This is a genomic window from Streptomyces sp. NRRL S-87 (assembly GCF_000719335.1).
Lineage (GTDB): Bacteria > Actinomycetota > Actinomycetes > Streptomycetales > Streptomycetaceae > Streptomyces.
In genome coordinates, this window is the sequence record NZ_JOGB01000071.1 from 15,131 (window position 1) to 34,131 (window position 19,001).

Sequence of the window (19,001 nt, forward strand, 5' to 3'; positions counted from 1 at the left end):
GATGGAAACGATTGTCAAAAGCCTGTGGGGGTCGGATCGGGGTGCGGGCGGTGAGGCCCCCCGGTACGCGCGGGGGTGCGCGTACGCGTGCGCCCGCGAGAGAAACGGAACCGATTTGGAAGGGGCCCCCCGCGCGCCGGTAACCTGAAGCATTCGCGTTCGTCCTCGTAATGAAGAGAGCATCGTGGCCGCCGACAAGATCGACACCATCGTCAGCCTCAGCAAGCGCCGTGGCTTCGTCTACCCGTGCAGCGAGATCTACGGCGGTCAGCGGGCCGCCTGGGACTACGGGCCGCTGGGTGTCGAGCTCAAGGAGAACATCAAGCGCCAGTGGTGGCGCGCGATGGTCACCTCCCGCGAGGACGTCGTGGGTCTCGACTCCTCCGTGATCCTCGCCCCCGAGGTCTGGGTGGCCTCCGGCCACGTCGCGACCTTCTCGGACCCGCTCACCGAGTGCACCTCCTGCCACAAGCGGCACCGCGCCGACCACCTGGAGGAGGCCTACGAGGCCAAGCACGGCCGCCTGCCCGACAACGGCCTGGCCGACATCAACTGCCCGAACTGCGGCGTGAAGGGCCAGTTCACCGAGCCCAAGCAGTTCTCCGGCATGCTGGAGACCCACCTCGGCCCGACCCAGGACACCGGCTCCAAGGCGTACCTGCGCCCCGAGACCGCCCAGGGCATCTTCACCAACTTCGCCCAGGTCCAGCAGACCTCGCGCAAGAAGCCGCCCTTCGGCATCGCGCAGATGGGCAAGTCCTTCCGCAACGAGATCACGCCGGGCAACTTCATCTTCCGGACCCGCGAGTTCGAGCAGATGGAGATGGAGTTCTTCGTCAAGCCGGGCGAGGACGAGCAGTGGCACGAGTACTGGATGAACGAGCGCTGGAACTGGTACCGCGACCTCGGCATCCGCGAGGAGAACATCCGCTGGTACGACCACCCGAAGGAGAAGCTCTCCCACTACTCGAAGCGCACCGCCGACATCGAGTACCGCTTCAACTTCGGCGGCTCCGAGTTCTCCGAGCTCGAGGGCGTGGCCAACCGGACCGACTTCGACCTGAAGGCCCACTCCGAGGCCTCCGGCCAGGACCTGTCGTACTTCGACCAGGAGGCCGGCGAGCGGTACGTGCCGTACGTCATCGAGCCCGCGGCCGGTGTCAACCGCGCCATGCTCGCCTTCATGCTCGACGCCTACGTCGAGGACGAGGCCCCGAACGCCAAGGGCGTCATGGAGAAGCGCGTCGTGATGCGCCTCGACCACCGCCTGGCCCCGGTCAAGGTCGCCGTGCTGCCGCTCTCCCGCAACCCGCAGCTGTCGCCGAAGGCCAAGGGCCTGGCCGCCGACCTGCGCAAGAACTGGAACATCGAGTTCGACGACGCGGGCGCCATCGGCCGCCGCTACCGCCGCCAGGACGAGATCGGCACGCCGTTCTGCGTCACCGTCGACTTCGACACCCTGGACGACAACGCCGTGACCGTGCGCGAGCGCGACACCATGAAGCAGGAGCGCGTCTCCCTGGACCAGATCCAGTCCTACCTGGGTGGCCGCCTGCTCGGCTGCTGACCCGTGCACGCCGTCCCGGCCCCGGCCGGAACGGCGCGGAAAGACCGGTGGCCCGGTACGCGTCACGCGGACGCTGTTGGTTAATTCGGGCCCGTGCGTGACGTCGGCTCCCAAGACCTGGTTGTGGTCTTGGGAGCCGACGTTGTCGTATGGGGTGGGTGTCGATGTCTATGCAGCCGAAGGGGCCTGGGGAGATCCCGGCGGAGACGGTGCGGGTGGCGCGGGCCGCGTTCCCGAAGGGGAGCCTGGCGATCCGGGTTCGGGAGTTCTCGGATCTGTTCCCGGCGCGGGGCAAGCCTGCCTGGTCACCGGGGCGGCTGGCGTTGGTGCTGGTGTTGCAGTTCGTCGAGGGGCTCACCGACCGGCAGGCCGCGGAGGCGGTGCGGGCGAGGATCGACTTCAAGTACGCCCTCGGGTTGGAACTGGCTGATCCGGGCTTCGACTTCTCAGTGCTGTCGGAGTTCCGGGACCGTCTCGTCGACGCGGAGGCGGGCAGGCGGGTGCTGGACGGCATCCTGGCCGCGGCCCGGGAGAAGGGACTGCTCAAGACCGCCGGCCGAGCCCGTACTGACTCCACGCATGTGCAGTCCGCAGCACGGGAACTGTGCTGGCTGGAGATGGTCGCGGAGACGCTCCGTTCGGCGTTGAACGCGCTCGCGCGGGCCGCCCCTGACTGGCTGGTGGAGATCGCCGAACCGGACTGGTTCAGGCACTACGCCACCCGGGCCGAGGACTCCCGGTTCCCCAAGGCCCACGCCAAGCGGGTGGAGGTCGGCCAGCGGATCGGGACGGACGGGACGCGGCTGCTTGAGGCCGTCTTGTCGCCCGGGGGACCGGCCGGGCTGCGGGAGCTGGAGCAGGTGGAGATCCTGCGGCAGATGTGGGTCCAGCACTTCCACCTGGACGGGGGCGAGGTGAGGCGGCGGGACCCAAAAGACCGCCCGCCGGGCGCGACGCGCCTGGTCACACCCTATGACCCCGAAGCCAGGGGCAGCACGAAACGCGACGTCGTCTGGGACGGTTACAAGGCCCATCTCACCGAGACCTGTGAGCCGGACACCCCGAACCTGATCACGAATGTGGCCACGACCGTCGCCACCGTCCCCGACAGCATGGCGATCGGCCCGATCCACGCCTCCCTCGCCGCGCGGGAGTGCCTGCCCGGCGAGCACTGGGTCGATGCCGGCTACCCCAACGCCGCCGCGAGCGCTACAAGATCCGCGCCGGCATCGAGGGCACCATCTCCCAAGGCGTTACCCGCTGCGGCCTGCGCAGATCCCGCTACCGGGGTCTGGCAAAGACCAGCCTCCAGCACCAGCTCACCGGCGCCGCCATCAACCTCGCCCGCATCGACGCCCACCTCACCGAAACACCCAGAGCCCGCACCCGCACCAGCCACTTCGCGGCACTCCGCCCCGCCGGATAGATCCAGCGGGGCGAAGCAGGCCCGAATTAACCAACAGCGTCCGCGTCACGCGTACCGGGCCACCGGCGTCTTTCGGACACCGCGACGGGCTCCTGGCCGACTAGGCCTGGGCGGCTTCGCCGGCCCGGGGCGCCTCGGTGGCAGCGGCGGCCGCCGCGGCGGCGCGGGCCTCGCCCTTCGCGCGGGCGCGCTTGCTGTAGGTGATGGTCCACAGCACCAGCGCGCCCAGGACGCCGTAGATCATGATCGGGCTGATGGTGGCCATGGTGTCGGTGGGCAGGACGTAGGCGAGCACCACGCGCACCACCGCCTCGGCGAGGTAGCCGACGCCCCACACCACGGTCATGGTGCGGATGGTCTTGCGGAAGCCCTCGAACTCCCACATGCCGTTCCACCACGCCGTGCTCTCGGGCGTGCCGTCGGTGGCGAACTTGCGGCCGAAGTAGAACATCAGCGGCCGCTTGGCCAGCAGCGTGGCGAGGCAGAGCAGGCCGAAGAGGCCCGTGACGAACGAGTCCTTGATCAGCAGGGCCCGGGCCGACTGGGTGCCGGTGAGCGAGACCACGGCCGTGAGCGCCATGAAGAAGAGCGTGATGACGGCGAACTCGTCCAGCTTGCGCCGCCAGGCGATCATGATGACGCTGTCGATCACCGGCCAGATGCCGCTGACCAGCAGCGCGCTGAACTCGCTCCAACCGTGGTCGTCGCGGAGCGTGTTGTAGGTGATGATCGGCGCGACGACGTTGAGGCCGATCGTCAGGATCCACCCGATTGCGGCAGCGCCGCCCTGACGCTCGGGTGGTGCGGGCCTGTCGTTGGGACCCTGGACAGCCTGCGTGGACATGTACTTCCCCCTGAGAGGTGCCTGTTGGAGCCGGGCGGCCCCGGTGGGGCCCGGTTGCCCGGAAGGTGCGGTTCGGGGGGAACGTAGGCCAGGCACGCGCCTCGGCGACAGGACCCCCAGCCCCAAATGATCGCCAAGTTGTCCGGAATGACACATTCCGCTGCGGTCGGGGGTGAGGGGGGTGTACGGGGGCTGACGAAGCGGGCCCGGATCTGCCGTCAGGGCCGCAGGCCGCGGACCACGAGGTGGGTGACGGCCTCGAATTCCGTGGCGATGGAGGGTGATTGCCACTCCGCCGCGTACTGCGGGTCGTGGAAGCGGCCGGTCGCGTCGAAGACCGCGCGGGCGGCGGCGGGCACGTCCGGGGCGTCGAGGGTGCCGGCCGCCACGCCCTCCTCGATGATCCGGGCGAGCTGGGCGACGAGCTCCGCGAGGTGGGCGTCCACGACCCCGCTGTTCTCGGAGAGCAGCACCGTGTACGTCGCGAACAGCTCGGGGTCGTCGCCCGCCTTGTGCCGCTTGGCCTCGAACAGCGCCTCCAGCCACGCCTCCAGCTTGCTGGGGGCCGGCTCGTCCGGGGCGGAGGCGATCTCCTCCAGGCGCCCCACGGTCTTGCCGAGCCAGCGGTCGGTGACCGCCTCGCGCAGCGCCGACTTCGAGGGGAAGTGGCGGTAGACGCTGCCGTGGCTGACGCCCAGGGCGCGCGCCACGTCCACCACGGTCGCCTTGGTGGGGCCGAAACGGCGCAGCACGTCCTCGGTGGCTTCGAGGATGCGCTCGGGGGTCAGGGGCTCAGCTGCGGGGGGCATGAGTACGACCGTACCGTCAGCTCAGTGCTCGCTGTCGAGGTGGGCCATCTGGGCCTCCGGGTACCGCTCGCCGGCGGCCGCCCCGGCGGGCACGGCCTCCTCGATGGCCGCCAGGTCCGCGGGGTCCAGCTCCACCGCGAGGGCGCCGAGCGCCTCGGTCAGCCGGTCCCGGCGGCGGGCGCCGACGAGCGGCACGATGTCCTCGCCCTGGGCCAGCACCCATGCGATGGCCGCCTGCGCGACCGTGACGCCCTTGCTCGCGGCCACGCCGCGCAGCGCCTCCACCAGGTCGAGGTTGCGCCGCAGGTTCTCGCCCTGGAAGCGGGGGCTCATGCCGCGGAAGTCGCCGGGCGCCAGCAGTCGCTCGCGCGTGAAGTGCCCGCTGATCAGGCCGCGGGAGAGCACGCCGTACGCCGTGATGCCGATGCCGAGCTCGCGCGCGGTCGGGAGGATCTCCTTCTCGATGCCGCGGGAGATCAGGGAGTACTCGATCTGGAGGTCGGCGATCGGGGCCACGGCGGCGGCCCGCCGCAGGGTCTCGGCCCCCACCTCGGAGAGTCCGACGTGGCGCACGTGCCCGGCCTCGACGGCCTCGGCGATCGCGCCGACGGTCTCCTCGATCGGGACGTCCGGGTCGACGCGGGCGATCCGGTAGACGTCGATGTGGTCCCGGCCGAGCCGCTGGAGCGAGTACGCCAGGAAGTTCTTCACGGCCTCGGGGCGGCCGTCGTACCCGGTGAAGCCGCCCTCGACGGTGCGCAGGGCGCCGAACTTGACGCTGGTCAGCGCCCGGTCGCGCAACGCGGCGGGGGCGGTGCGCAGGGCCTCGTTGATCAGCAGCTCGTTGTGGCCCATGCCGTAGAAGTCGCCCGTGTCGAGCAGCGTCACCCCGGCGTCGAGCGCGGCGTGGATCGTCGCGATCGACTCGCCGCGGTCCGCCTCGCCGTACAGGGCCGACATGCCCATGCAGCCCAGGCCGAGGGCGGAGGTGACGGGGCCGGTCCGGCCGAGGGTGCGGGCGGGGAGGGGGGTGTTCGAGATCGTGGTCATGCGACGACTATGGCATGAACGATGACAGATTTCAATATCTGTCATTCCATGGAATCGCTCTGCACCCGTTTGCGGGGATTTGGCACCTGGTGTGGACTCGGAGGTCGTAAGAGGGGGGCGGATCCACCGAGAGGAACGTGCCGATGTCCCCGAGCAAGCCGAGCATCGTCTTCGCCCACGGCCTGTGGGCCGACGGGTCCTGCTACAGCAAGCTGATCCCCGTCCTCCAGCGCGAGGGGCACGAGGTGGTGTCCGCCCAGAACGCCCTGGACTCGCTGGAGGGGGACGTCGACGCCGTGCGCAGGGCGCTCGCCCGGGTCAGTGCGCCGGCGATCCTCGTGGGCCACTCGTGGGGCGGCTTCGTCATCACGGACGCGGGCACCGACCAGCGGGTCGCCGGACTCGTCTACATCGCTGCCCTGGCCCCGGACGCGGGGGAGACGCCGCAGGACCTGATCGGCAAGTTCGCCCCGCCCCCGCTGTTCGCGCACCTGGACGCCGAGGACGGGCGGCTGTGGATCGCCCGCGACGGCATCTCCGACTTCTGCGGGGACCTTCCCGAGCCCGAGCAGCAACTCGTCTGGGCGACGCAGGGGTCGGCTGCGGAAGGGGTCCTCGGGGCCACGGTCGACCAGCCGGCCTGGCGCGCGAAGCCCAGCTGGTTCTGCGTCACCAAACAGGACCACGCGGTGGTCCCGGATCTCCAGCGGTTCGAGGTCGAGCGCATGGGAGCCAAGGCCGTCGAGGTCGACTCCTCGCACGTCCCGATGCTGTCGAAGCCCGAGGCCGTACTGGACCTCATCCGCGACGCGGCACGGTCCGTCTAGCCGGACAGCACGCCTACCTCCGGGAGCCACCCACCCTGCGGGCCGCTAGCCGTCCCCCGCCAACGCCCGCAGCACCTCGAGCGGATCAGGGGACCGGGCGAAGAACTCGGCGTCGACCGCCTCCACCGCCGCGATGGCCCGCGGGGCCAGCTCGGCGCCGGCCTCGGTGACGCGTACGTGCTTCGCGCGGGTGTCGGCGGGGTCGGTCTCGCGCTCGACGAGCCCCTTGGCCTCCAGCGTGCGCAGCACCTGCGAGGTCATCTTGACGTCCGTGCCCGCCTGCCGTGCCACGGCCTGCTGGTTGGGGCGGCCGCCCTCGCCGTTGAGCCACCAGGTGCAGGCCAGCAGTACGAACTGCACGTGCGTGAGGCCGAGCGGTGCCAGGGCTGCCGTGACCGCGCGCTGCCAGCGCAGCGTCACGTGCCACAGGAGGAAGCCGGGGCTCTGCGCGGGGGGCAGCATCAGGCCTCCGCGCGGCGTGCCAGCGCGGCCATGGTGTCCGGCCAGTCCGCCGTGATGCCGGGGCCCACCTGCGGGCCGACCTCGTCTGCCGCGGCGCCGGTGATCTCCATGCGGTACGTGATGCGGGCCCCGCCGTCCGGCAGCGGGACCGCGCGGTGGGTGGTGCGGAACAGCAGCCCGTCGAAGCGGGCCTCGTCCACGAACACCTCGGGGGCGCGGACCTCCGCCAGGGTGAGCTCCACGGGGTCCTGGTCGGCCGGGTGCATGGTGATGCCCGTGCCGGCCGCGAACGGGCCGGTGGTCTCGATCTTCTCGATGTCGGCGTTCCAGGCGCCCCAGTTCGCCACGTCCTCCCAGTGCCGCCAGACGGCCTCGGGCGCGGCGGTGGTCTCGACGCTGTGCTCGTACGTCCACATGGTGCGTTCCCCGTTCGTGTCGGGCGGTCCCGGTCGCTGCGGCCGGCGTCGCCGCCCCCGATTTGTTCTGTGCACAGACTATCTGTGCGCAGACTTACAGTCCAGTGCGGTTCGCCGTCGACACGGCCCACCGTCCCGTCGTCAGCGCCCCGACCGCGAGCACCCCGAGCCCGCACGCGGCGATGACCCACCACGCCGGGCGGCTCGCCGCCGCGAAGTCGCCGCCCCCGGCCAGGCCGCCCGCGAGGACCGAGCCGATCACGGCCACGCCGAGGGTGCCGCCGGTCTGGCGGCTGGTGGAGGCCACGGCGGCGGCCACGCCCGCCTGCGCGCGCGGCATGCCGGACACGGCCGTGTTGGTGATGGGGGCGTTGACCAGGCCGAAGCCCGCGCCGAAGAGCACGTACGCGGTGAACAGGGGAACCTGCGAGCCTTCGGGCGTGATGAGCCCGGGCCAGGCGAAGAGGACCGCGCTCGCCCCCATGGCCAGCCCCGCCGCCAGCAGCGGCAGGCGCGGGCCGCGGGTGCCCACCAGCCGTCCCGAGAGCGGCGCGAACGCGAAGGTCAGGGCGGCCATCGGGAGCATGTACAGGCCCGCGTCGAGCGGCGAGAGGCCGCGGACGTCCTGGAGGAACAGGGTGTTGAGGAACAGGAAGCCGCTCAGTCCCGCGAAGGCGCACACCGCGATCACCACCGCTCCGCTGAACGGCGCGCTCCGGAAGAAGTCCGGGTCGATCAGGGGCTCCGTGCGCCGGCGCTCGTACCGGACCAGGGTGACGAGGGAGCCGACGGCGACGGCCGCGCACAGCCAGATGACCCACGCGGGTGCGTGCGGCGCCTCGATGATCCCGTACGTCGTCGAGCCGAGCAGACCGATGACGAGGAGCTGGCCCACCGGGTCCGGGCGGCGGGGGCGCGGCGCCCGGGACTCGGGCACGTACCGCAGGGTGAGCGCGAGGGCGAGCAGGCCGACCGGCAGGTTCAGCCAGAAGATCGAGCGCCAGCCCACGGTGTCCACCAGCAGGCCCCCGACCACCGGGCCGGTGGCCATCGAGATGCCGACCACCCCGCCCCACACCCCGATCGCCCGGGCCCGCTCGCGCGGCTCGGTGAAGGTGTTGGTGATGATCGACATGGCGACCGGGTTGAGCATGGAGCCGCCCACCGCCTGCACGGTCCGGAAGGCCACCAGGGCCCACAGGCTCGGGGCCAGGGAGCACAGCAGGGAGCCGGTGGTGAAGAGCACCAGCCCGGTGGCGAAGACCTTGCGGCGGCCCACCCGGTCGGCGGTGGAGCCGGCCAGCATGAGCAGCGAGGCGAGCACGAGGGTGTACGCGTCGATCGCCCACTGCATGCCGGCGACGGAGGCGTCCAGGTCGTGCCGGATGGAGGGCAGGGCGACGTTCAGGACGGTGTTGTCCAGGCTCACCAGCAGCAGGCTCATGCAGCAGATCCCGAGGACCAGCAGGTTGCGGCGGGAGTCCGGCTCCGTGGCGGGGTGCGGGGCCCGGGCGCGCCCCCCGGGGGCGTCGGGGCGGGGTCTGCGGGAACGGAACCGGGCCATATCAAGATAGTACGCCTAACTAACCATCACCTCCGGTGGTGCGCGACAATGGGGCAATGACCACGCTCGACCTGACGCCCGCCACGGGCCCCGCGGCGGCCCCCGCCCAGGCCGCCCCCGCGGCGCCGACCCTCGCCATCGGACCGCACACCGTGCAGCCGCCGGTGGTGCTCGCGCCCATGGCCGGCATCACCAACGCCCCGTTCCGCACCCTGTGCCGCGAGTTCAGCGGCGGCAAGGGGCTGTTCGTGAGCGAGATGATCACCACGCGGGCCCTGGTCGAGCGCAACGACAAGACCATGCAGCTGATCCACTTCGACGAGACCGAGAAGCCCCGGTCCATCCAGCTGTACGGCGTCGACCCCGTGACCGTCGGCAAGGCCGTCCGCATGATCGTGGACGAGGACCGGGCCGACCACATCGACCTCAACTTCGGCTGCCCCGTCCCCAAGGTCACCCGCAAGGGCGGCGGCTCGGCCCTCCCGTACAAGCGGAACCTGCTCCGCGCCATCCTCCGCGAGGCCGTCGGCAACGCCGGGGACCTGCCGGTGACCATGAAGATGCGCAAGGGCATCGACGACGACCACCTCACCTACCTCGACGCCGGGCGCATCGCGGTCGAGGAGGGCGTCACCGCCATCGCGCTGCACGGCCGCACCACCGCCCAGCACTACGGCGGCACCGCCGACTGGGAGGCCATCGCGCGCCTGAAGGAGCACGTCCCCGAGATCCCGGTGCTGGGCAACGGCGACATCTGGTGCGCGGAGGACGCGCTGCGCATGGTCCGGGAGACCGGCTGCGACGGCGTGGTCGTCGGGCGCGGCTGCCTGGGGCGTCCGTGGCTGTTCGGCGACCTGGTCGCCGCCTTCGAGGGCCGTACGGACGAGCTGGCGCGGCCCACGCTGCGCGAGGTCGCCGCGGTCATGGTCCGGCACGCCACCCTGCTGGGGGAGTGGATCGGCGACGAGTCCCGCGGGGTGATCGACTTCCGTAAGCACGTGGCCTGGTACCTCAAGGGGTTCTCGGTCGGTTCCGAGATGCGCAAGAAGCTGGCGGTCACTTCGTCCCTGGCCGAGCTCGACGCTCATCTGAGCGAGCTCGACCTGGACCAGTCCTGGCCCGACGGGGCGGACGGCCCCCGGGGCCGGACGTCCGGAAACAACCGAGTTGTCCTCCCGGACGGCTGGCTCAAGGATCCGTACGACTGCGCCGGGGTGAGCGAGGAAGCGGAACTGGATACGTCCGGAGGCTGAACGGACGGCGTGATATGCGCCACGCATGCGTGGGGTTGCGCTCAGATGAGCGGAAAAACCGCGGCTGCAACTCTCAAAGGGTGGCACTGGGTGCCACCCTTTGTTCGTTCAAGAAGTGAACACAATTGTATCGATCATCGCTCATCTGAGCTGGATCATGGGGTTTGGAGGGTGTGCGACTTCGAGACCTGAAAGCTCTTCGTCTGTTTGGGCTACCGATCGGTTACTTTCGATCTGCTGGCGGACGGGTGGTAGGAGCCATGGGACCGCCAAGTGGGCGTACCCAGATGCCTTCGATCTGGGTATGTTCCTCGCCGTCAGGGCAGCCACCGAGTCCTCGAGGAGTCGAGACCCGTGTCGGAAAACATTCAGCAGAAGTTCGTCTACGACTTCACCGAGGGGAACCGCGACCTCAAGGACCTCCTCGGCGGCAAGGGAGCGAACCTCGCCGAGATGACCAACCTCGGTCTCCCGGTCCCTCCCGGCTTCACCATCACCACCGAGGCCTGCAAGGTCTACCTCGACAGCGGCGAGGCGCCGGCCGCCCTCCGCGACGAGGTCACCGCGCACCTGGAGGCCCTCGAGGCCACGATGGGCAAGAAGCTCGGCCAGTCCGACGACCCGCTGCTGGTCTCCGTCCGGTCCGGTGCCAAGTTCTCGATGCCCGGCATGATGGACACGGTCCTCAACATCGGCCTCTCCGACGAGTCCGTCGTGGGCCTGGCCGCGCAGGCCAACAACGAGCGCTTCGCGTGGGACTCGTACCGCCGCCTGATCCAGATGTTCGGCAAGACCGTCCTGGGCGTGGACGGCGAGCTCTTCGAGGAGGCCCTGGACGAGGCCAAGGCCGCCAAGAAGGTCACCGTCGACACCGACCTCGACGCCGCCGACCTGAAGAAGCTCGTCAAGACCTTCAAGAAGATCGTCGCCAAGGAGACCGGCCGCGACTTCCCGCAGGACCCGCGCGAGCAGATGGACCTCGCCGTCAAGGCCGTCTTCGACTCCTGGAACGGCGACCGCGCGAAGCTGTACCGCCGCCAGGAGCGCATCCCGGGCGACCTCGGCACCGCCGTCAACATCTGCTCGATGGTCTTCGGCAACCTCGGCCCCGACTCGGGCACCGGCGTCGCCTTCACCCGCGACCCCGCCTCCGGCCACCAGGGCGTCTACGGCGACTACCTGCAGAACGCGCAAGGCGAGGACGTCGTCGCCGGCATCCGCAACACCGTGCCGCTCGCCGATCTCGAGCAGATCGACAAGAACTCGTACGACCAGCTGATGCAGATCATGGAGACCCTCGAGACGCACTACAAGGACCTGTGCGACATCGAGTTCACCATCGAGCGCGGCCAGCTGTGGATGCTGCAGACCCGCGTCGGCAAGCGCACCGCCGGTGCCGCCTTCCGCATCGCCACCCAGCTCGTGGACCAGGGCCTGATCGACGAGGCCGAGGCCCTCCAGCGCGTCAACGGCGCCCAGCTGGCCCAGCTGATGTTCCCGCGCTTCGACGACAAGGCGAAGGCCGAGCTCGTCGGCCGCGGCATCGCCGCCTCCCCGGGCGCGGCGGTCGGCAAGGCCGTCTTCGACTCCTACACCGCGGTCAAGTGGTCCCGCTCCGGCGAGAAGGTCATCCTGATCCGCCGCGAGACCAACCCCGACGACCTCGACGGCATGATCGCCTCCGAGGGCATCCTGACCTCCCGCGGCGGCAAGACCTCGCACGCGGCCGTGGTGGCCCGCGGCATGGGCAAGACCTGTGTCTGCGGCGCCGAGGAGCTCGACGTCGACACCAAGCGCCGCCGCATGACCACCGCCTCGGGCCAGGTCGTCGAGGAGGGCGACGTCGTCTCCATCGACGGCTCCACCGGCAAGGTCTACCTCGGTGAGGTACCGGTCGTACCGTCCCCGGTCGTCGAGTACTTCGAGGGCCGCATGCACGCCGGCGCCGACGAGGCCGACGAGCTCGTCGCCGCCGTGCACCGGATCATGGCGTACGCCGACCGCGTCCGCCGCCTGCGGGTGCGCGCCAACGCCGACAACGCCGAGGACGCGATGCGCGCCCGCCGCTTCGGCGCCCAGGGCATCGGCCTGTGCCGCACCGAGCACATGTTCCTCGGCGAGCGCCGCGAGATGGTCGAGAAGCTGATCCTGGCGGACACCGAGGAGGAGCGCGACGCCGCCCTCGTCGAGCTGCTGCCGCTGCAGAAGACCGACTTCGTCGAGCTCTTCGAGGCCATGGACGGCCTGCCGGTCACCGTCCGCCTGCTCGACCCGCCGCTGCACGAGTTCCTGCCCGACATCACCGAGCTGTCGGTGCGCGTCGCGCTCGCCGAGGCCCGTGAGGACCACAACGAGAACGACCTGCGCCTGCTCCAGGCCGTGCACCGGCTGCACGAGCAGAACCCCATGCTGGGTCTGCGCGGCGTCCGCCTCGGCCTGGTCATCCCCGGTCTGTTCGCCATGCAGGTCCGGGCGATCGCCGAGGCCGCGGCCGAGCGCAAGAACGCCAAGGGCGACCCGCGCGTCGAGATCATGATCCCGCTCGTGGGCACCGTCCAGGAGCTGGAGATCGTCCGCGAGGAGGCCGAGGCGGTCATCGCCGACGTCGAGCGGGCCACCGGCGTGGAGCTGAAGCTCGCCCTCGGCACGATGATCGAGCTGCCGCGCGCCGCCGTGACGGCCGGCCAGATCGCCGAGGCCGCGGAGTTCTTCTCCTTCGGCACGAACGACCTGACCCAGACGGTGTGGGGCTTCTCCCGCGACGACGTGGAGGCCAGCTTCTTCACCGCGTACCTGGAGAAGGGCATCTTCGGGGTCAGCCCGTTCGAGACCATCGACAAGGACGGCGTCGGCTCCCTGGTGCGCCTGGCCGTCGAGGCCGGCCGGGCCACCCGCCCCGACATCAAGCTCGGCGTCTGCGGCGAGCACGGCGGCGACCCCGAGTCGGTGCACTTCTTCCACGAGGTCGGCCTCGACTACGTCTCCTGCTCGCCCTTCCGGATCCCGGTGGCGCGCCTGGAGGCCGGCCGCGCGGCGGCCGAGGCGAAGGGCAGCGACAGCCGCTGACCCTGCTCTCCCCAGACCCGGCCGGCGGCGCGAACCGCCGGCCCGGGCGGGTGGCACGAACCACCCGCGCACGGCCGCTCGGGCCCCGGGATCCCTGACCCCCCGGACCGCCGGCCGCTTCGGAACCGTCTTCCGCTCAGACCTCGACCCTCACGAGCGGAAGGCGGTTCCGGCATGTCCGGGGTGGTTCCCCGTGTCCGGGGTGGTTCCCCGTGTCCGGGGTGGTTCCCCATCTCCGGGGCGGTTCCCCATGCCCGGGGTGGTTCCCGCGTGTCACGGGTTGCCGCGGCGGACGCGGCGGGGGCTATATCCCGGCTTATCCATAAACGAGCGTGAATAGACCAGCAGGCGGCGGGCGGATCCCCACCCGCCCGCCGCCTCCTGTCAATCAACCGGACACGTCGGCGCTTCCCGTTGCGACCGACCGCCAGGCCCCGCAAAGCCCCCCACGGCCTTCGCGGAGCGTTTCCGGTCGCCCCGGAGTGTGCCCGGCGGACTACAGCATTTCGCTTGTCACGCCCCTGCCGAAAGGGGTTTCAACTGTGGCCGAAAGGGCGTGGTGACGTCGCGTGACGGTGTGCATACTCGTGGGGCGGGGTGATTGCGGTTGCACAGGTGGGGGTTCGGTGCTGCGTATCCATTTCACTGGAGTGGACCTGGCACGGGTGCGGATGGCGGGGAGACCCGATGCGTTGTGGGAAACGATTCTGAGTTTTCATCGCTTAAGAGATCGGCGGGACGCCAGGCTGTTCGGTGAATGGCGTACAGAGACCCGTACCCGGTTGAATGGTGAAACACGCCTGCTGAGCGCGCTCATACCGTCCCGGGGCTATTTCCCGGACTTTCTGACGCCCTCGGAGGGCCGGTACGGCATGGAGCTCGGCCTCGACGCCCTGCGCGGGACCCGGGCGTCCCGGCTGCGCAAGGAGCTGTCCCTGGTGTGCTCCGCGGGGGCCGCCACGGCCCAGCGGCTGCGGGACTTCGCCGAGGGCGGCCCGACCCAGATCGGTCGCCTGATCACGGAGCTCCGCACTTACCACCGGGCCGCCGTGGAGCCGTACTGGACCCACATCCAGGCCCAGGTGGAGGCCGAGCGCGCGGCGCGCGGCCGGGCGCTGCTCGACGGCGGCGCGGACGAGCTGCTCGCGTCGTTGCCGCCGATGCTGCGGTGGCGTGCGCCGGTGCTGGAGTGCGACTACCCGGTCGACCGGGACCTGCGGCTGCGCGGTCGCGGCCTGCTGCTGCAGCCGTCGTTCTTCTGCCGGCGCACCGCGGTGACGCTGGTGGACCCGGAGCTGCCGCCGGTGCTCGTCTACCCGGCCGCGGCCCAGCTGGTCTCGGCGGCGGCACCGCGCCGGACCGACCCGGGGGCGCACAAGACGCTGGGCAAGCTCGTCGGGCACACCCGCTCGGTGGTCCTGCGGGCCATCGGGGACGGTGCGACCACCAGCGAGCTCGCGCGGCGGGCGGGGGTGTCGCTGGCCTCCGCCAGCCAGCACGCCTGCGTCATGCGCGAGGCGGGCCTGGTGACGACCCTGCGGCACGGCAACGCGGTGCTGCACACGGTGACCCCGCTGGGGGCCGCGCTGCTCAAGGGCGGCGCCGTGGCCTCCTGACGGCCGGCGCCGGCGCCGGCGCCGGCGCGCAGGGGCCTGCGGGTGCATGTGGCGTCCGGCGGGTGTGGGCGTGGGCGTGGGCGTGGGCGTGTGGCGGCTGGCGGGCGTGGGCGCGTGGCGTCCGGCGGTGTGTGCGTGTGCGTGCCTCCGGTGGCCTGCGTGCGCCCCTGTCTTCCCGAACCCTGCGGTCCGGTCCGGGAACCCCGTGCGTCGGGAGGCGGTGCCCGTACGGCCCCGCCGGAGGTCCTCCGGCGGGGCCGTGCCGCGTTCCGGGCGGTCGCCTCGGGGGCGTGGGTGCTCATCCCCTGCCCCCGCCCGGCGGTCCGCGGCGCGGCGGGGGTGAGGGGTGGGGCGTTCATCCCCCTGGCCGTCGCCGTCCCGCGGTCCGCGGCCTGGGCGTCTCCCACCGCGCCACGTCTGACCTGGGGTTTCGGTCGACGCAAGAAAATCTTCGAGAAAAATCGCCGGCGGGCGATGAGTACCGCGGGCCCCGCCGGTCTATCCCTCTGAAACCGCCACCCGGCCCGGGCGGCGCACCCGAGAGAGAAGAGACGACTGATGTCCGCCACGATGATCTTCGTCAACCTGCCGGTCAAGGACCTGGAGGCGAGCAAGGGCTTCTACGGCAAGCTCGGCTTCACCTTCAACCCGCAGTTCACCGACGAGACCGCGGCCTGCATGGTGATCAGCGACACGATCTTCGCCATGCTGCTCACCCACGAGAAGTTCGCGGAGTTCACGGACCGGGAGATCGCCGACGCCCACAAGACCTCCCAGGTGCTGCTGGCCCTGAGCCGGGACGACCGTGCCGCGGTCGACTCGATCGCCGACGCCGCGCTCGCCGCCGGCGGCAGCGAGCCGCGCCCGGCCCAGGACATGGGCTTCATGTACAGCCGCGCCTTCGCGGACCTGGACGGCCACGTGTGGGAGCCGATGTGGATGGACCCCGCGGCCGTCCAGGGCTGACCGAACCGGGCCGGCCGGTCAGGCCGCGCGCACCTCGCCCACCTCGCCCACCTCGCGCACCTCGCGCACCTCGTACGTCGCCACCGCCACCTCGTCGTCGTCCAGGCAGCGCCCGGACTCCAGGTCGAAGCGCTGCTTGAGCAGCGGCGAGGCGACGAACGGCCGCCCGTCCGCGGAGCCCAGCAGCCCCCGGGCGAGCACCTGCGCGCCGGTGAAGGGGTCCCGGTTGCCGATGGCGTACGGACGCCCGGCCCGGTCGAGGAACAGCGCGGCCTGCGTCCCGTCGGGCAGCAGGGCGGCCACCCCGCGGCCCGGGGTGAGGGCGGCCAGCTCGCACACGGCCAACCAGTCGTCCCCCGTGAGCAGTTCGATGGTCGCAGTGCCGGTCGGTGCGGTGCCGACGCGAGTGGTGGGAGTGGTGGGCGTGGTGGGCGAGGTGCTCACGTGGCTCATCGGGACGTTCCTTCCAGCAGGCGGGCGGGGGAGAGGGTCAGGACCTCCAGATCGGGCTTGATCTGGTCGCGCTCCGCCACGAACCGCACCGTCGGGTCGGGGGCGCCGGGCGCGTTGACGAAGGACACGAACCGCCGCAGCCGCTCCGGGTCCTCGAGCGTCTCGGCCCACTCGTCGCGGTAGTGGGCCACGTGGGCCGCCATCATGGCCTCCAACTCGTCGCACAGCCCCAGCGAGTCGTGCACGACCACGTCCCGCAGGTGGTCCAGGCCGCCCTCCAGGCGCTCCAGCCACACGGAGGTGCGCTCCAGCCGGTCGGCGGTGCGGATGTAGAACATCAGGAAGCGGTCGATCAGCCGGACCAGTTCCGCGTCGGAGAGGTCCTGGGCGAGGAGATCGGCGTGGCGCGGCGTGGCGCCGCCGTTGCCGCCGACGTACAGGTTCCACCCGCCGGCGGTGGCGATCACTCCGAAGTCCTTGCTCTGCGCCTCGGCGCACTCGCGGGCGCAGCCGGAGACGGCGGACTTCAGCTTGTGCGGAGCGCGCAGGCCCCGGTACCGCAGCTCCAGGTCGATCGCCATTCGTACGCTGTCCTGGACGCCGTACCGGCACCAGGTCTGCCCCACGCAGGACTTCACGGTCCGCAGGGCCTTGCCGTACGCGTGGCCGGACTCGAAGCCGGCGTGCACGAGCCGCGCCCAGATGGAGGGCAGCTGCTCGACGCGCGCGCCGAAGAGGTCGATCCGCTGTCCGCCCGTGATCTTGGTGTAGAGGCCGAAGTCGCGGGCCACCTCACCGATCACGATGAGCTTCTCGGGGGTGATCTCGCCGCCGGGGATCCGCGGCACCACCGAATAGGAGCCGTTGCGCTGCAGGTTGGCGAGGTGGTGGTCGTTGGTGTCCTGCAGGGCCGCCTGCTCGCCGTCGAGCACGTACCCCTCGGCGCCGATGGCCGGCGCGAGCGAGGCGATGATCGAGCCGACCGCCGGCTTGCAGACCTCGCAGCCCTCCCCGCCCCGGGCGGCCTCCCGGCCGTGCCCGTCGAGCAGCGCGGCGAACGAGGTCAGGCGCAGGGTGCGGACGATCTCGTACAGCTCGGCGCGGGTGTACGGGAAGCAGCCGCACAGCCCCTTGTCGGTGGAGGCCGGCAGCAGCTGGCCGATCACCTTCAGGCAGCTGCCGCAGCCGGTGCCCGCCTTCGTGCACTTCTTGACCTCGGGGAGGGTGGTGTGCGCGGTGATGGCCTTCTTGGTGACGTTGTGGCAGGAGCAGATCACCGCGTCGTCGGGGAGCGCGGCCGGGCCGATGGCCACGGGCGCGCCGGCCCCGGCGGGCAGTACCAGCTGCTCGGGGGCGACGGGCGGCACCGAGCCGGTGAGCGGGCGAAGCAGCCCGTACGCGTCGGCCTCGCCTACCAGGACACCGCCGAGGAGGGTGCCGTCGCGGGCGATGACGAGCTTCTTGTAGATGCCCGAGCGGGAGTCGGAGTAGACGACGTCGAGGCAGCCCTCGGCGGTGCCGTGGGCGTCGCCGAAGGAGGCCACGTCGACGCCGAGCAGCTTGAGCTTGGTGGACAGGTCCGCACCGGTGAACTCGCGGGCGGGGGCTGCGTCCGGGGCTGGGGCTGGGGCTGGGGCTGGGGTTGTGGCTGTGGCTGTGGCTGTGGCTGTGGCTGTGGCTGTGGCCGGGTGCGGGTGCGAGGCAGGGGCCGCAGGCTGCGTGGTGCGGGCGAGCAGGTCGTCGGCGGCGGTCAGGGCCATCTCGTAGCCGGGGGCGACCAGGCCGTACACGCGGCCGTCGACGGCCAGTGCGCACTCGCCGATCGCGTACACGTCCGCGTCCGAGGTGCTGCGGCAGCGGGCGTTGACGGCGATGCCGCCGCGCTCGCCGACCGCCAGCCCGCAGTCGCGGGCGAGCTGGTCGCGGGGGCGCACACCGGCCGAGAAGACCACCAGCTCGGTGTCGAGGACCGTGCCGTCGGACAGCCGCATGCCGGTGACGCGGCCCTCGGGGCCGGTGACGACCTCCTGCGTGCCGGTGCCGGTGTGCACGGTCAGGCCCATGTCCTCGATGGTGCGCAGCAGGGCCGCGCCGCCGCCGTCGTCGACCTGCACCGGCATCAGGCGGGGCGCGAACTCCACGATGTGGGTGTCCAGTCCGAGGCCCTGCAGGGCGCCCGCCGCCTCGAGTCCGAGGAGGCCGCCGCCGACCACGGCCCCGGTGGTGCGGCCGTCGGCGTACGCCTCGATGGCGAGGAGGTCCTCGATGGTGCGGTAGACGAAGCAGCCCTCGGCGTCCTTGCCGGGCACCGGTGGCACGAACGGGTACGAGCCGGTGGCCAGGACCAGCGTGTCGTACCCGAAGACCCGGCCGGAGCGGGCGGTGACGGTGCGGGCCGTGCGGTCGACGGCGGTGGCGGGGTCGCCGAGGTGGAGTTCGATGCCGTGCTCCGCCATGAACCCGGCCGGGGTCAGCGACAGGTCCTCGGCGCTGCTGCCGTTGAAGTACGAGGTCAGGTGGACCCGGTCGTAGGCGGGGCGGGGCTCCTCGCACAGGACGACGACCCGGTGGCTGCGGGTCAGGCCGCGCTCGGCGAGCGCCTCCAGGTAGCGCTGGCCGACCATGCCGTGGCCGATGAGCACGAGTGTGGGGCGGGTGGCGAGGGTGGGGGAGGTGCTGCGG

Annotated in this window: 14 protein-coding genes and 1 pseudogene; 7 read left to right on the forward strand and 8 right to left on the reverse strand. The window is 71.4% G+C overall.

What is annotated here, in order from left to right; all coding sequences use genetic code 11:
- Nucleotides 1–184: 184 nt before the first annotated feature.
- Nucleotides 185–1,567 (forward strand): glycine--tRNA ligase, encoded by a 1,383-nt coding sequence (locus tag IF43_RS0131265; protein ID WP_030208568.1) that lies wholly within the window; start codon nt 185–187, stop codon nt 1,565–1,567.
- 164 nt (nt 1,568–1,731) lie between these two features.
- Nucleotides 1,732–2,993 (forward strand): annotated as a pseudogene (locus IF43_RS40035) (transposase).
- Nucleotides 2,994–3,093: 100 nt separating this feature from the next.
- On the opposite strand, the gene IF43_RS0131275 reads toward IF43_RS40035, so the two are convergent.
- From IF43_RS0131275 to IF43_RS0131285, 3 genes are all read right to left on the reverse strand, one after another.
- A complete protein-coding gene (locus IF43_RS0131275) occupies nt 3,094–3,837 on the reverse strand; it encodes a VC0807 family protein (RefSeq protein ID WP_037890842.1) in 744 nt (247 codons plus the stop codon).
- 218 nt (nt 3,838–4,055) lie between these two features.
- Nucleotides 4,056–4,646, reverse strand: coding sequence for a TetR family transcriptional regulator (locus IF43_RS0131280; RefSeq protein ID WP_030208570.1), 591 nt, complete (start codon nt 4,644–4,646; stop codon nt 4,056–4,058).
- A 21-nt stretch (nt 4,647–4,667) separates the two neighbouring features.
- Entirely contained in the window at nt 4,668–5,696 is a 1,029-nt protein-coding gene (locus IF43_RS0131285) for an aldo/keto reductase (protein ID WP_030208571.1), read from the reverse strand.
- 143 nt (nt 5,697–5,839) lie between these two features.
- Here IF43_RS0131285 and IF43_RS0131290 point away from each other — a divergent pair, with 143 nt between their 5' ends.
- A complete protein-coding gene (locus IF43_RS0131290) occupies nt 5,840–6,523 on the forward strand; it encodes an alpha/beta fold hydrolase (protein ID WP_030208578.1) in 684 nt (227 codons plus the stop codon).
- 45 nt (nt 6,524–6,568) lie between these two features.
- On the opposite strand, the gene IF43_RS0131295 is transcribed toward IF43_RS0131290, so the two are convergent.
- The 3 genes from IF43_RS0131295 to IF43_RS0131305 form a co-directional block, all read right to left on the reverse strand.
- A complete protein-coding gene (locus tag IF43_RS0131295; protein WP_199922808.1) occupies nt 6,569–6,985 on the reverse strand; it encodes a MarR family winged helix-turn-helix transcriptional regulator in 417 nt (138 codons plus the stop codon).
- Nucleotides 6,985–7,401, reverse strand: a complete 417-nt coding sequence (locus tag IF43_RS0131300) for an SRPBCC family protein (protein WP_030208582.1) — start codon at nt 7,399–7,401, stop codon at nt 6,985–6,987. Before IF43_RS0131300 ends, IF43_RS0131295 begins: the two co-directional genes overlap by 1 nt.
- Nucleotides 7,402–7,495: 94 nt before the next feature.
- Nucleotides 7,496–8,965 (reverse strand): MFS transporter, encoded by a 1,470-nt coding sequence (locus IF43_RS0131305; protein WP_078910602.1) that lies wholly within the window; start codon nt 8,963–8,965, stop codon nt 7,496–7,498.
- Nucleotides 8,966–9,021: 56 nt separating this feature from the next.
- Between IF43_RS0131305 and dusB the strand changes: the two genes are divergently transcribed.
- The 4 genes from dusB (at nt 9,022) to IF43_RS0131325 (ending at nt 15,866) form a co-directional block, all read left to right on the forward strand.
- Nucleotides 9,022–10,218, forward strand: coding sequence for a tRNA dihydrouridine synthase DusB (gene dusB, locus IF43_RS0131310; RefSeq protein ID WP_030208588.1), 1,197 nt, complete (start codon nt 9,022–9,024; stop codon nt 10,216–10,218).
- A 354-nt stretch (nt 10,219–10,572) separates the two neighbouring features.
- Nucleotides 10,573–13,284 (forward strand): pyruvate, phosphate dikinase, encoded by a 2,712-nt coding sequence (ppdK, locus tag IF43_RS0131315; protein WP_030208592.1) that lies wholly within the window; start codon nt 10,573–10,575, stop codon nt 13,282–13,284.
- 626 nt (nt 13,285–13,910) lie between these two features.
- Nucleotides 13,911–14,900, forward strand: a complete 990-nt coding sequence (locus IF43_RS0131320) for a helix-turn-helix transcriptional regulator (RefSeq protein ID WP_078910603.1) — start codon at nt 13,911–13,913, stop codon at nt 14,898–14,900.
- 558 nt (nt 14,901–15,458) lie between these two features.
- Nucleotides 15,459–15,866: a VOC family protein gene (locus tag IF43_RS0131325; RefSeq protein ID WP_030208598.1), complete on the forward strand. Its 408-nt coding sequence runs from the start codon at nt 15,459–15,461 to the stop codon at nt 15,864–15,866.
- Nucleotides 15,867–15,884: 18 nt separating this feature from the next.
- Here the strand turns inward: IF43_RS0131325 and nirD are convergent, their stop codons facing one another.
- Both nirD and nirB read right to left on the reverse strand, forming a co-directional pair.
- Nucleotides 15,885–16,319 (reverse strand): nitrite reductase small subunit NirD, encoded by a 435-nt coding sequence (gene nirD / locus IF43_RS0131330; protein WP_078910604.1) that lies wholly within the window; start codon nt 16,317–16,319, stop codon nt 15,885–15,887.
- Entirely contained in the window at nt 16,316–18,943 is a 2,628-nt protein-coding gene (gene nirB, locus IF43_RS0131335; protein WP_063753426.1) for a nitrite reductase large subunit NirB, read from the reverse strand. Before nirB ends, nirD begins: the two co-directional genes overlap by 4 nt.
- Nucleotides 18,944–19,001 lie beyond the last annotated feature (58 nt).